14 protein-coding genes are annotated in these 12,159 nt (G+C 64.9%); 6 read left to right on the top strand and 8 right to left on the bottom strand.

The window, feature by feature from the left end:
* Positions 1–64 precede the first annotated feature (64 nt).
* On the bottom strand, positions 65–487 hold the full coding sequence (locus AB0313_RS07825) for a universal stress protein (RefSeq protein WP_141945791.1): 423 nt from the start codon (positions 485–487) through the stop codon (positions 65–67).
* 122 nt (positions 488–609) lie between these two features.
* Positions 610–1,503 carry a helix-turn-helix transcriptional regulator gene (locus AB0313_RS07820; RefSeq protein WP_366304681.1) on the bottom strand — a complete coding sequence of 298 codons (894 nt, stop codon included), beginning with the start codon at positions 1,501–1,503 and terminating at the stop codon, positions 610–612.
* Positions 1,504–1,644: 141 nt separating this feature from the next.
* On the opposite strand from AB0313_RS07820, the gene AB0313_RS07815 reads away from it, so the two are divergent.
* Together AB0313_RS07815 and AB0313_RS07810 are read left to right on the top strand one after the other, a co-directional pair.
* Positions 1,645–2,661, top strand: a complete 1,017-nt coding sequence (locus AB0313_RS07815) for a zinc-dependent alcohol dehydrogenase family protein (RefSeq protein ID WP_366304679.1) — start codon at positions 1,645–1,647, stop codon at positions 2,659–2,661.
* 161 nt (positions 2,662–2,822) lie between these two features.
* The gene (locus AB0313_RS07810) at positions 2,823–3,863 is read left to right on the top strand and encodes an NAD(P)-dependent alcohol dehydrogenase (protein ID WP_141945802.1); all 1,041 of its coding nucleotides are present in this window, start codon (positions 2,823–2,825) and stop codon (positions 3,861–3,863) included.
* A gap of 111 nt (positions 3,864–3,974) precedes the next feature.
* Here AB0313_RS07810 and AB0313_RS07805 read toward each other — a convergent pair whose 3' ends face one another.
* From AB0313_RS07805 to AB0313_RS07785, 5 genes are all read right to left on the bottom strand, one after another.
* On the bottom strand, positions 3,975–5,012 hold the full coding sequence (locus AB0313_RS07805) for a nitronate monooxygenase (RefSeq protein ID WP_307304091.1): 1,038 nt from the start codon (positions 5,010–5,012) through the stop codon (positions 3,975–3,977).
* Positions 5,013–5,096: 84 nt separating this feature from the next.
* Complete coding sequence (locus AB0313_RS07800; RefSeq protein WP_366304676.1) at positions 5,097–5,363, bottom strand: hypothetical protein; 267 nt, start codon at positions 5,361–5,363, stop codon at positions 5,097–5,099.
* A gap of 149 nt (positions 5,364–5,512) precedes the next feature.
* Positions 5,513–5,707, bottom strand: coding sequence for a hypothetical protein (locus tag AB0313_RS07795; RefSeq protein WP_141945811.1), 195 nt, complete (start codon positions 5,705–5,707; stop codon positions 5,513–5,515).
* A gap of 232 nt (positions 5,708–5,939) precedes the next feature.
* Positions 5,940–6,701: a GAF and ANTAR domain-containing protein gene (locus tag AB0313_RS07790; RefSeq protein ID WP_366304674.1), complete on the bottom strand. Its 762-nt coding sequence runs from the start codon at positions 6,699–6,701 to the stop codon at positions 5,940–5,942.
* Positions 6,698–6,949, bottom strand: a complete 252-nt coding sequence (locus AB0313_RS07785) for a hypothetical protein (protein WP_307304097.1) — start codon at positions 6,947–6,949, stop codon at positions 6,698–6,700. The genes AB0313_RS07790 and AB0313_RS07785 overlap by 4 nt, the downstream gene beginning before the upstream one ends.
* A gap of 365 nt (positions 6,950–7,314) precedes the next feature.
* Here AB0313_RS07785 and AB0313_RS07780 point away from each other — a divergent pair, with 365 nt between their 5' ends.
* From AB0313_RS07780 to AB0313_RS07765, 4 genes are all read left to right on the top strand, one after another.
* Complete coding sequence (locus AB0313_RS07780; protein WP_141945822.1) at positions 7,315–8,049, top strand: GAF and ANTAR domain-containing protein; 735 nt, start codon at positions 7,315–7,317, stop codon at positions 8,047–8,049.
* A 130-nt stretch (positions 8,050–8,179) separates the two neighbouring features.
* Positions 8,180–8,512, top strand: a complete 333-nt coding sequence (locus AB0313_RS07775; protein WP_366304671.1) for a metalloregulator ArsR/SmtB family transcription factor — start codon at positions 8,180–8,182, stop codon at positions 8,510–8,512.
* 12 nt (positions 8,513–8,524) lie between these two features.
* A complete protein-coding gene (locus AB0313_RS07770; RefSeq protein WP_307304101.1) occupies positions 8,525–9,022 on the top strand; it encodes an SRPBCC domain-containing protein in 498 nt (165 codons plus the stop codon).
* Positions 9,023–9,174: 152 nt separating this feature from the next.
* On the top strand, positions 9,175–9,780 hold the full coding sequence (locus tag AB0313_RS07765; RefSeq protein WP_366304668.1) for a DUF1992 domain-containing protein: 606 nt from the start codon (positions 9,175–9,177) through the stop codon (positions 9,778–9,780).
* A 125-nt stretch (positions 9,781–9,905) separates the two neighbouring features.
* On the opposite strand, the gene AB0313_RS07760 is transcribed toward AB0313_RS07765, so the two are convergent.
* Positions 9,906–12,077, bottom strand: a complete 2,172-nt coding sequence (locus tag AB0313_RS07760) for a transglycosylase domain-containing protein (RefSeq protein ID WP_366304666.1) — start codon at positions 12,075–12,077, stop codon at positions 9,906–9,908.
* Positions 12,078–12,159 lie beyond the last annotated feature (82 nt).

Genomic DNA, 12,159 nt, shown 5'->3' with positions numbered 1-12,159 from the left:
AAAAGGTGGACGGACGACGGCGGGAGGTCCCGCCGTCGTCCGCCCACCTTTGAAGGGGGGAGGGTCAGTCCTCGTAGGTGTTCGCGATGTAGACGTCGCACGGGGCGTTGTGCGCCACGCTGTTGGCCACGCTGCCCAGCAGCCGGCCGATGCCGCGCATCCTCCGGTTGCCCACAACGATCAGCCGGGCGTTCAGGCGGATGGCTTCCTTGATCAGGGAGTCTGCCGGCTTGCCGCGGGCGGCGAAGTGGGTGACTTCCACCCCGGGCCTGGAGTTGGCCAGATCCTTGGCCACGATCTCCGAGCTGTCAGCGTTCGAGATCCTCACCTTGTCCGAGCCCACACCGTAAGTTTCGGAGTTTTCGCTCTCAAACGCGGTGACCACATGGAGTGACGCGCCCAGGGATTCCGCCAGGCCCAGCGCCACCTCCGCAGCTTTCCGTGCCGACGGGCTGGCATCCACGCCTACAACAACTACTCCACTCATCTTTTCGCTCCTTCGCAATAGTCCTGGCATCAACGTCCATCTGCCAGTCTAGGGACTACCCGCCCGGAGCCCCGGTATCACAGCCGTGTGGAGCCGGCATGGGCAGGCCCAGGTGCGCAGCCTTACGCGCGGACCTGTCCTTGCGCCGACTCCGCGATGTTTTCAGTGGCCGCCCAGGAAGCCAGGAGCTTGAGGGCTTCGGCGGAGGGGCTGCCCGGGGTGGCGGGATAAACGGTAAGGGTATGGCCGGGGTCCTCTTCCAGCCCCAGAACCTGGTAGTTCAGCTCGAGCAGCCCCACCACCGGGTGGCGGAAAACCTTGGTCCCCGCGTAGTGGCGGCGGACGTTGTGCGCGGCCCAGAGCGTGCGGAATTCGTCGCTGCGCATCGACAGCTCTCCGATGAGTTCGGCGATGCCCTTGTCGTGGGGGTTGCGCCCGGCTTCGCGGCGGAGGATGGCCACATTGGTGTTGGCGGCCCGGTCCCAGTCCGTATAAAAATTGTGGGCACGCGGGTCCAGGAAGATGAACCGGGAGTGGTTGGCCGGCCGGGACGGGCTGCGGTACATGTCCGAATACAGGGCGTAGCCCAAGGTGTTGGCGGCAACGATGTCCAGCCGGTTGTTGCCGATGAAGGCCGGCGCCTCCGTGATGGCATCCAGGAGGTACTGCAGTTCCGGCCGGACCTTGGAGGCCGTCGAAGCGCCGGCACCAGCCGCACGCTTGCGTCCCGAGGTGTTGGCCGCCCGGGCCAGGTCGTAGAGGTGGTCATGCTCGGCGCGGTCCAGTTCCAGGGCGCCGGCGATGGCATCCAGGACGCTGTCCGAAACGCCGCTCAGGTTTCCCCGTTCCAGCCGCGTGTAGTAGTCCACGCTGACGCCTGCCAGGCGGGCCACTTCATCGCGCCGCAGCCCCGGCACCCGGCGGCGGCCGCCGTAGGGTTCGATGCCTGCCTGCTCCGGGGTGATGCGCGCACGGCGGGAGGACAGGAACTGCCGGACCTCGGCTCGGTTATCCATAGGGAACACGTTACGTCGGTGCGAAGAACGCTAAGGAGGTTCTGCCAGAACCAGTTTCAGCAGAACCCTCGCTAACGGTTCCCGGGCCGGGTTTGATGGGATAAGTCCGCTTTCAGCCTTTCACCCTTTGGAGGACCCAGCATGCGCGCAACCATCATGCATGCCCCCGGCGACGTCCGCGTCGAGGACCGTGGCAAGCCCGCCATCCAACAGCCCACGGATGCCGTCATCAAGGTTATTGCCGCCTGCGTGTGCGGGTCGGACCTGTGGCCCTACCGTGGCGCCGACACCCTGCACGAGCCCAGGCCCATGGGCCACGAGTACGTGGGGCTCGTCGAAGACGTGGGCGCTGACGTGAAGAACGTGCAGCCGGGCCAATTCGTTGTGGGGTCCTTCTTTGCCTCGGACAACACCTGCGAGATCTGCCGCTCCGGCTACCAGACCGGCTGCGTGCACCGGCAGGGCGTAGGCGGCGCCCAGGCCGAATACCTGCGCGTCCCGCTGGCGGACGGCACCTTGGTGGCCACCCCGGGCACGCCTGACGACGATAAGATCCCATCGCTGCTTACGGCATCCGATGTCCTGGGCACCGGATGGTTCGCCGCCAAGGCGGCCGAGGTGGGCCCCGGCAAGACGGTGGCGGTGGTGGGCGACGGCGCCGTGGGCCTTTTGGGGGTCCTGGCGGCAAAGCAGATGGGTGCCGAACGGATCATCGCCATGTCCCGGCATGCCGACCGGCAGGCCCTGGCCCGCGAGTTCGGCGCCACGGACATCGTGGAGGAGCGCGGCGACGCGGGCGTACAGAAGATCAGGGAGCTCACCGACGGGCTGGGGGCGCACTCTGTCATCGAAGCCGTGGGAACGCAGGAATCGATGATGCAGGCCATCCAGGCCACCCGTGCCGGCGGCCACGTCGGTTTCGTGGGCGTATCCCATGACGTGGCGCTGCCTGGCCGCGAGCTGTTCTCCTCGCTCGTGCACCTGCATGGCGGCCCCGCTCCGGTCCGGCAGTACCTGCCCGAGCTGATCGACCTCATCCTGGCCGGTGACATCGAACCCGGAAAAGTCTTCGACCTCGAACTCCCGCTGGACCAGGCAGCCGAGGCGTACAGGGCCATGGATGAACGCCGGGCCGTCAAGGTCCTGCTCCGGCCATAGCCGCTTTCTGCCGCCATGCGCCTTGTGGCAACTGGGCCTGCTGAGGGTAGGACTCGCAAGACCAGGCACAACAGGGCCACCTTGGAACAAGCATTTCCCGGATCTGTTCCGAACAACCCCGGTAGCATTAAGAAGTCCCCCCAACAGATCACAGGAGAACCATGACTACCGTCAAGGCTTATGCATCCCCGTCCGCCACGGAGGACCTGGTGGCTACCACCATCGAGCGCCGCGAAGTGGGTCCCCACGACGTCATGATCGACATCAAGTTCGCCGGCATCTGCCACTCGGACATCCACACCGTCCGCGGTGACTGGGGCCCGCAGCAGTACCCGCTGGTGCCCGGCCACGAGATCGCCGGCATCGTCACCGAGGTCGGCGCAGAAGTAAGCAAGCACAAAGTCGGCGACCGCGTCGGTGTTGGCTGCATGGTCAATTCCTGCAAGGAATGCGCAAACTGCCAGAAGGGCGAGGAACAATACTGCCTCAAGGGCAACATTGGCACCTACGGCGCCGTCGACCGCGACGGCACCATCACGCAGGGCGGCTACTCCACCCACGTGGTGGTCACCGAGGACTTCGTCGTGACCATCCCCGAGGGCATCGAACTCGACGTCGCCGCACCGCTGCTGTGCGCCGGCATCACCACCTACTCACCCCTGCGCCACTGGGGTGCCGGCCCCGGCAAGAACGTTGCCGTCGTCGGCCTCGGCGGACTGGGCCACATGGCCGTCAAGCTGGCCCACGCCATGGGCGCTGAGGTGACCGTGCTGTCCCAGTCGCTGAAAAAGCAGGAAGACGGCCTGAAGCTGGGCGCCGACCACTACTACGCGACCAGTGACGAGAACACCTTCTCCGAGCTCGCCGGCTCCTTCGACCTGATCATCAACACGGTCAGCGCCTCGATTGACATCAGCTCCTACCTGGGCCTGCTCAAGCTCGACGGCGCCCTGGTAAACGTCGGCGCACCCGCGGAGCCCCTTCCGGTCAACGCCTTCGCGTTGATTGGCGGACGGCGTTCCTTCGCCGGTTCCATGATCGGCGGCATCCGCGAAACCCAGGAGATGCTCAACTTCTGCGCCGAGCACCACCTGGGCGCCGAAATCGAGGTCATCCCGGCCGAGAAGATCAACGAAGCCTACGAACGTGTCCTTGCCTCGGACGTCCGGTACCGGTTCGTGATCGACACCGCCACCCTCTAAAGCACCACCCGCGCTTCCAACTCACACGGCGGGCCGGCCCCCACAAGGGGTCGGCCCGCCGTCGCGCTTTAAGGAACCGGCGACGGCGGGACAAGCTATTTAGGCCAGGCCTTAGGGCGCGAGGCTTTTCAGGATTGAAACCGCGGAGCCCTCCATGGTTTGCCTGTAGTTGATGCCGGCCCACAGGTTCAGCCACTCAGGCTCTCCTGCGGCCGCGGCCGCGGCACGCAGGGGAGTGGTGAGGTGGTGGATTTCCGGGTAGCCGTAAGGGGCGTCGCCATCATGTCTGCGCATGAATTCGTTGTGCAGGCCGCGGGCATTGCGGCCGGAGAAGACGCGGGTGACGTCCGTGGTGGTGAAGTGGTCCGGCGCCGCCAGGGCAGCCCGGTGCACCGGCTTGGTTCCCGCTTCGGCGGCGCGCAGGAATGCCGTCCCGGCCTGGACCGCCACGGCGCCGACGGCCAGCGCAGTCCGGGTGTGGTCAGCAGTTGCGATGCCCCCAGCCCCGATGAGGGGGACCTCCAGGTCGGAAAGCTCGCCGAGGATCCCGTGGAGGGGCACCAGCGGGGGAGGCCCGTCCGGCTTGAACGTTCCCCGGTGGCCACCGGCTTCGGGGCCCTGCACGCACAGGGCATCCGCTCCGGCGGCAAGTGCCCGGAGCGCTTCTTCGCGGTCCGTGACAGTGGCTATCACATATACGCCGCGCTGTTTCAGCGATTCCACCACGCCGGATTCGGGAAAGTCGAAGGTGAACGAAACGACCGGGGGTGCCAGGTCCAGCAATGCTTCGAGCTTCCCGTCCCAGTCGTCATCATCATGCTTTGGCTCTCCCAGTTTGACGCCGAACCGCTCAGCGTCCGGAGCCAGTGATGCGGCATATCGCTGCAGGTCGTCGTGACTGATAACCGGGGGCTGCGGTACGAACAGGTTGACGCCGAATGGGTGCTTGGTCTGCGATCTGACAGCCTCGATGTCTGTCCGCATCGCTGCAGCCGTCCGGTATCCGGCTGCAAGGAAACCAAGGCCTCCGGCGGCGCTGACCGCCACGGCCAGCTGCGGCGTGGAGGGCCCGCCGGCCATGGGTGCCTGGATCACCGGCAGGGCCAGCGACTCGAAACGGAACCTGGTGGCCTTCTGCTGGGTACCCATCTGCCCTCCGCTGTTCGGTACGTACCTGACGAATGCTACGCCGGTCCACGCTCCCGTTCGAGGCGCAGGGGACGGCCGCCACGGTCAGCGTGATCCGGCTTCCACCAGGAGCTTTAGGGTCTCACGGGTCTGTAGGCGTGCCCTTTCCTGCATCCGCACGATGGGTTCGTCCGCTACATACGCCGTTGAGGGACAAACAGGGGCCAAGAGCTGTGCGTCCCCGGGGGCGCCGTTGCCGGGCTGCACCAGTGAGGCCACCTGACCCGGAAGGCGCTGCCACAGGTTCCGTGCGGGATAGACGTCGGTGACGCCGTCGACCGCCAGGATGGCTGCCTGCAAGGTATTGGTCACAGTTCCTCCAGGTAAAGACGCAGGCAGGAAGGGAAACGTCACGCAGTAACTTCTATGATCGTCGTCACTTTTCTTTCGGGGCAGCAAAAAGGACGCGGACGACGCCGGGTGAATCCCGCCGTCGTCCGCGTCCTTTGGCGGAGGGCTGCTTACAGCGCCAGTGCGGGCTCGTCGCCCCGCACGCTCAGCGTGAAGGTGTTCGGCCCGCTGCAGTGGACTGCAATGCGGGAAGTGGTGGTGTTGTGGCGCGAGGAGAGGTCGGAGACCGCGGAATCGAGGGTCTCGTGGAGGGAAGCGCGGTCCCAGATCTTCAGCGTCACGGATTCGGCAGTGTTAAACGTCATTGTTCAGTACTTTCCTGTATCAAGCCGGCTTTACGTCCGGCGGTGGCCTGTCCGCTCCGGGGGTCGGTGGCCTGCGCTCACCGGTGGGCCTCGTTGCGTCACCAGGATGTCAAGGGCGGGTGTTGCCCTGCGTATCCATAGTGCCCGTGGCGGATAAGCCCGCTCAACCAAATACGGCATTTATTGCGAGTGAATCTCATCACGTGTGACCGGGGCCACGCACTCCGGGGCGCTAATCATCAAAGTAGGCCGTAATCCTGTCTTCCCCGGAGATCGAGGTGATAACGGTTGCGGCCACTTCCCTGAGCTTGACGTTCCTGGTGCTCGAGGCCCGCGTGAGGATGCTGAAGGCGGTCTCGCGACCGCAGCGGTTCTGGGCCATGATTGCGCCCACGGCCATGTCGATCACTGTGCGTGACTGCATGGCGGCGGTCAGGTCATTCCTCGCTTCGCTCAGCTGAGAGATCCGAAGGATCAGTCGCAGCGAACTGGCGGCCTGCATGGCGAAGGTCTCCACGGTGGCAATGTCTTCCCCTGCGAACCCGTTGCTCCGGCCGGAGTAGAGGTTCAGTACCGCTTCCGCGTCACCCGCGAGGTCCAGTGGAATGGCAAGAATCGAGGACACGCCGTGCTGTGCGGCCGTCCGGATGTAGGGGGCCCATCGCGTTTCGACGGCCAGGTCCGGCACAAGGAGGGTCGTCCCCTGGCGGAGTGCGGTGAGGCACGGGCCCTGGCCGAAACCGTTCTGCAGCTCGTCCAGGGCCCTGGCGGCAGCATCACTGGCCGCTATTGCCTCTGGCCTTTTATGGCGGAGGACCGTAACGCCGCTGTGGATGGTGTTCCCCGGGCCGGACAACCGCGTACTGGCCAGGATTGCCAGTTCCGCGAGGAAGGCCCTGATGTCCTGGCTTTCCAGTACCAGCTGCTGGAGCGACAGTTCCGTTGCTTCCGGAATCGGTCCCTCCGGCTCCCGGGAGGGATCTTCTTTGGTCACTCGTCCCCACCCGCAGACAGTTCCCTTATGGCGGTGGCAATCAGCCCCACCTGGGCGGCCGGAAGGTGCAGTGCCTCGTTGAGGTAGGCGTCCAGGGATACCTCGTCCGCGTCACCGCCGAGGCCGTAGTAATACGTCCACAGCTTGATCATGGGGATTTGGCAGGCACGGAAACGACGGGCTACGTCCTTCCGTTGCTCGTCGGCCTCCAGGAGTTGGTCGGGGCCGCCGGTCCACTCGGCGTTCATTGCCTGCCTCTGCTCCCCCGGACGGGCACAATTGGGGAGCGGAACGCGGAGCCGGGCGGGACTAAGTCCGCTTCGGCTGGAAGCTCCGCGTACTTGCCGGCGCCATGTTGTGGACGGTGGCTGGCCATGGGGCCTCGATCCCTGATTGCGCCTGGTGTTCCATTCCCGGCTGGCGGCCGCCGCTCTTGGCGCGGGTGGCCCGGTGCATTCAACCCCTGGACGTGACGCAATCCCGAAATCTCCTACCTTTGACACTACGCTTCTGCGGGCGTTTACGGTATGGAGGCGGTCAAGGGCTCCCGAATAATTCATCTCCGGGAGCGCAGCGCTGACTCGGACGGCCGGTGGTCCGTATAGTGAAGCCCATGCTGAATCCTGCCAACAATGAGACCGTCCAGCACCTTCAGGAGGTTCTGGTGGGCGCTGAGGATGCCGTGCAGTTTCTGTCAGGTCTCTCGGGGCTGGCGGCAGCAGCAGTTTCTGAAGCCGCGGGGGATGACATCGAGTGCGCGGTGACCCTGAAACTCCGGCGTCGCCCCGCCACTGCGGCCGGCAGCAGTGCCAGGGCTGTGGAACTGGACCTTGTTGAGCAGGCCCTGGGTGACGGCCCCTGCATCCGCTCCCTTCGCGAGATGACCCCTGTGGTGATTGACGATGTCTCTACGGATCCGCGGTGGACTACATACAACCGGAAACTCATGGAAAACGACGTCCGCAGTACGTTGGGCGTGCCACTGGAAATCACGCCTGAGGCCAGCGCCGCTTTGAACTTTTTCGCCACCAGGCCCCGGGCGTTCACGGCAGACGTCTATGACAAAGCGGTGGGGTTCGCTGCGGCCGCCCACAACACGCTGCACCTCTCCGTGCGTATCAACACCGCCCAAAACCGCGCCGATGACCTGGAAGCCGCCCTTGAGAGCAGGACTGCCATTAATCTCGCCTGCGGCGTGATCATGGCGCAGAACCGCTGCTCCCAGGAGGAGGCCATGGAAATCCTCACCAAGGTGTCCAGCAACCGGAACCGCAAACTGCGGGACGTGGCCAAAGACCTGATCGAGCAGCTGTCAGGCACGCCCGTCCAGACGCACTTCGACTCCTAGCATCGGGCGTTTCCTTGCCGCCCGCAGCGCTGCAGGGCCGCCGGACGGAAACGACGGGGGCGCCGGACCTGCGAATGTCCCAGCTGTTCCCCCTTGACACGGACGCAGTCGCGGAATAACGTGCAACCAAATGGTTGTAGAAAAGCTTAGCGAGACCGAACTGGACCGCCTTTTCCAGGCATTCGCCGACTCCACCCGGCGGGACATCGTCCGCCGGGTCACTGTAGGTGAGTACTCCGTCTCTGGTCTTGCAGCCCTCTACGCCATGAGTTTCGCCGCCGTCCAAAAGCACGTGGCGGTGTTGGAGCGCGCATCCCTGGTCACCAAGGAAAAGCGCGGAAGGGAGCAGATCGTGCGCGGCAACCACGAAGGACTGCAGAAAGCCCGCCGCCTGCTCGACGAATACGAACACATTTGGCGGCAGCGCGCCGCCAGGATAGCCGGCATTCTCGCTGAAGATTAGGAAGGCATTGCCATGGCAGTCATCAGTACGGACAAGAATCCGGAGGCGCTGACCCTCACGCTCATTGCTGAATTCGACGCCGGCGTGGAACGCGTCTGGCAACTCTTCGAAGATCCGCGGCAGCTGGAGCGCTGGTGGGGGCCGCCAACGTGGCCCGCCACCTTCTACAAGCACGACTTCGTCCCGGGCGGCCGCGCCGGCTATTACATGACCGGGCCCGACGGGGAGAAAGCGCACGGCTGGTGGCAATTCACCTCCCTGGAGCCCCCGCGGGAGCTGCAGTTCAATGACGGCTTCGCGGACAGCGATGGCAACCCCACCGGGGAGCTCGGCGTCAGCCACGCCACCGTCACCCTCGAGCCCGTAGGCGGCCGGACCCGGATGACGATCCTTTCCACCTTCGAGTCGGAGGAGCAGTTGGAACAAATGATGCAAATGGGCATGGAGGAAGGCCTCAAGGAAGCGGTGGGCCAGATCGACCGCATCCTCGCCGAGCACGCCAACGCCTGACGGCGCACAATCCACTAACCTTTGCCACAGTGTCAGGTGGGCGGACGACGGCGGGACATCCCGCCGTCGTCCGCCCACCTTGGGCGTTGAACCCGCCGGGCCGCCGCTGAATACTGGAAGGTGGGTTCAAGCGAGGAAAGGCGGTGGCGGCTATGGGCACCGGCGCTGGGGATTTCCGAAAGCGTCTCGAACGGGCGGCCGAGGAGCGGTCATACCGCGGTGCCGGCATCAGCGCTGAGGAGGAAGCGGCGCTGGACGCCCTGGACGCGCAGGAGCGGGAGAAGCGCCGGAAGGTCAGCGACGCCGCCCGTGCCGAATACCTGGTCCGGGATGCCATGGCCCAGGGCAAGTTCGACAACCTCAAGTACGCCGGCAAACCGATTCCCGGCCTCGGCGAGAGCTACGATCCGGACTGGTGGGTCAAGGGGCTGATCCAGCGGGAGAACATCAGTGGGCTCGGGCCGGCCGCCATCCTGCTCCGTGGCGAGGACGCCGAACTCGACGCAAAGCTGGACGCGCAGTACACGGAACAGCAGGTTCGCGACATCCTGCAGGACTTCAACCGACGCGTTGTCGATGCCCGGCGGCAGCTTCAGGGCGGCCCGCCCGTCATCACCAAAACCCGTGACGTGGAAGAAGAAGTGGAACGCTGGCGCACCCGGCGGGCAACCCGGGTCGAGGACGTTCCTCCGGAGCCGGAGCCGGAGCCGGAGCACGGGCGCACCTGGTGGAAGCGGTTGTGGAGGGGTGCCGGCTAGGCGTTGTCCTTCTCGAAGAGTTCGCTCGACGCGTTGCAGTACATGTCAGCGCCCGACGCCGGGATGGACTTGAGGAGCAAGGCCGGCGAGGCGTGCCAGACGTGCGCAGGGCACAGGCGCGGGGACTACGGCCTGTAATTGGGGTTCGGACCAATCATTGAAGCGGGAGGCGGCGCGAACGGGGCCGCAGGATAAAGCGGCGCCACCTTGAGCATGTAGTTGGCCCACTGCGGCCCGGCGATCATGTATCCGTCCAGGCTCGGGTAGAAGGTGCCGTTGATGGTCACGTTCTGCCCTGCCCGTTTTTGGCCTTCCAGTGCATCTCCAAAGAAGGAGGCGGTGACCAGGCCGGTGGTGTATCCCACCACCCAGGTGGAACCGTTGTTATTGGAGGTACCGGTCTTGGCTGCGGTGGGAAGCTTGTCCTGCACCTTTGGATTGATCCAGACGCCCGAGCCCTTCTTCAGGACGTCCTGCAGGACCGAGTTGACGCCACGGGCCACGTCCGGTTTGACGGCGTCGTGGCAGTCGGAAGCCTGGGCCGGCAGCTTGGCCCCGGCTGCATCCGTAATGCTGACCAACGCGATGGGAGCGCAGTAGCGGCCGTCGGTGGCGAAGGTGGCAAAGGCATTGGCCAGGGTGAGGGGAGCGACGCCCGTGCCGCCCAGCAGGTTGCCAAGTTGGTGCATGTTGACCGGGCTGCTGTCCAGGCCGCTGTGCAGGCCAACAGCGTCCACCATCTTTTGGATGCCACAGAAGTCCAGTTGTGAGGCGGACGCGAAAGTGGCGGTGTTGATCGAGTTGTACAGGCCGTAGTTGACGGGCATGGGCCGATAGAAGCCGTCCTCCGCATTCTGCAGGTCGTCGGCGGCACCAAGGGCAGGGTTCGCCTGCGCGGTGCTGTAGGCGCCCAGTACCTTTCCGCAGCTGTCCTTCCAGGGGAACCCCAACGGGTAGACCCGGCGTGAGGCATCAACTTCTGCGGTGAGGGTCTTGCCCTCGTTCAGCCATTCCGCGAATGTGAAGGGCTTCATGGTGGACCCCGGCTGGAACCCGCCGGCGCCGTTCAGGTCATTGCCTTGGGCGTCTTTCGCATCCACGTTGAAGTTCAGGTTGGTATCGAGCTTTCCCGGTTGTGGAAGGAACACCGTGTTCTGGGCCATCGCCAGGATCTTGCCGCTGCCTGGCTGGATGCTTAGCAGCGAGGCCGCCCACCGGTCCGGATTTGCGCCCGCGGTCTCGTCCACCTGGGCCTGGGCGGCGGCCTGCAGCCTGCTGTCCAGGGTGGTGGCGATGGTGAGGCCGCCACGGTACAGCAGCCGCTCCCGATCCGTTTCCGTGGGCCCGTAAGCGGGGTTGTTCAGGATCAGATGCGAGATGTAGTCGCAGAAGTAGGGTGCCATGGACGCATAGGCGCAGCCCTGCTGCTGGGGCGTGATCTTCAGTTGGATGGGGGTGGCAACCGCCTCATCGTGCCGGGCCTGCGTGATCTTTCCCAGGCGCAGCATCTCGGACAGGACCAGGTTGCGCCGCCCGATGGACTTGTCCGGATTCGTGACCGGGTTGTACAGGGTGGGGCTGTTGACCACACCTGCCAGCAGGGCCGCCTGCGGAAGGGCAAGGTCTTTGGCGCTGATGCTGAAGAAGTAGCGGGCAGCGGATTCAATCCCATAGGCGTTGTTGCTGAAGAACACAATGTTGAGATAGCCCTCAAGGATCTGGTCCTTGGTGTACTTCTTCTCCAAACTGATGGCCAGCTTCATCTCGCGGATCTTGTCGCCAATGTTCTTCTGCCCGTTCAGGACCACTGCATCAGGCCGGTCCTGGGAGAGTTGCGCCTCGTTCAGCACATTTGTGACGTACTGCTGGGTGATGGTGGACGCGCCCTGCTCGCCGCCCTTGGTCAGGTTGGACACCAGCGCCCGCAGTATCCCTTGGGGATCGACACCCGCGTGTTCATAGAACCTGCCGTCCTCGATGGCAACGATGGCTTCCTTGATAAACGGCGACATCTGGTCAAGTGGCACCTTCACGCGGTTCTCCGCATAAAAGGTGGCGATCTGCTGCCCGTCGGAGGTGAGGACCTTCGTAGCCTGGGACGGGGGCGCGACCGTCAAGTCCCCTGGCAGGCTCTCAAAGAAACCAATGGACGAACTGACGCCCATCCCCGCGGCGGCTACGGCGGGAACCACCAGGCTGGCCACCAACACCCCGCACATCACACTTGCCGCCACGAATCCCAGGATGCTGCCCAGGACCGCGCTGAAGCGACGCCTGCGCTTCCGCTTCTTCGCCATCCCTCGGCCCTCGTCCTCGAAGGGGATCAGGATACGCTCCTGCCGAGGGGCTGGCCAGATGCGGAAGGGTCATGATTTGGTC

The organism is Pseudarthrobacter sp. NPDC080039, from assembly GCF_040702335.1.
Taxonomy (GTDB): Bacteria; Actinomycetota; Actinomycetes; order Actinomycetales; family Micrococcaceae; genus Arthrobacter; species Arthrobacter enclensis_A.
The sequence above is the reverse complement of the archived record's forward strand: the minus strand, read 5'-3'. Positions and strand labels throughout refer to the sequence as shown.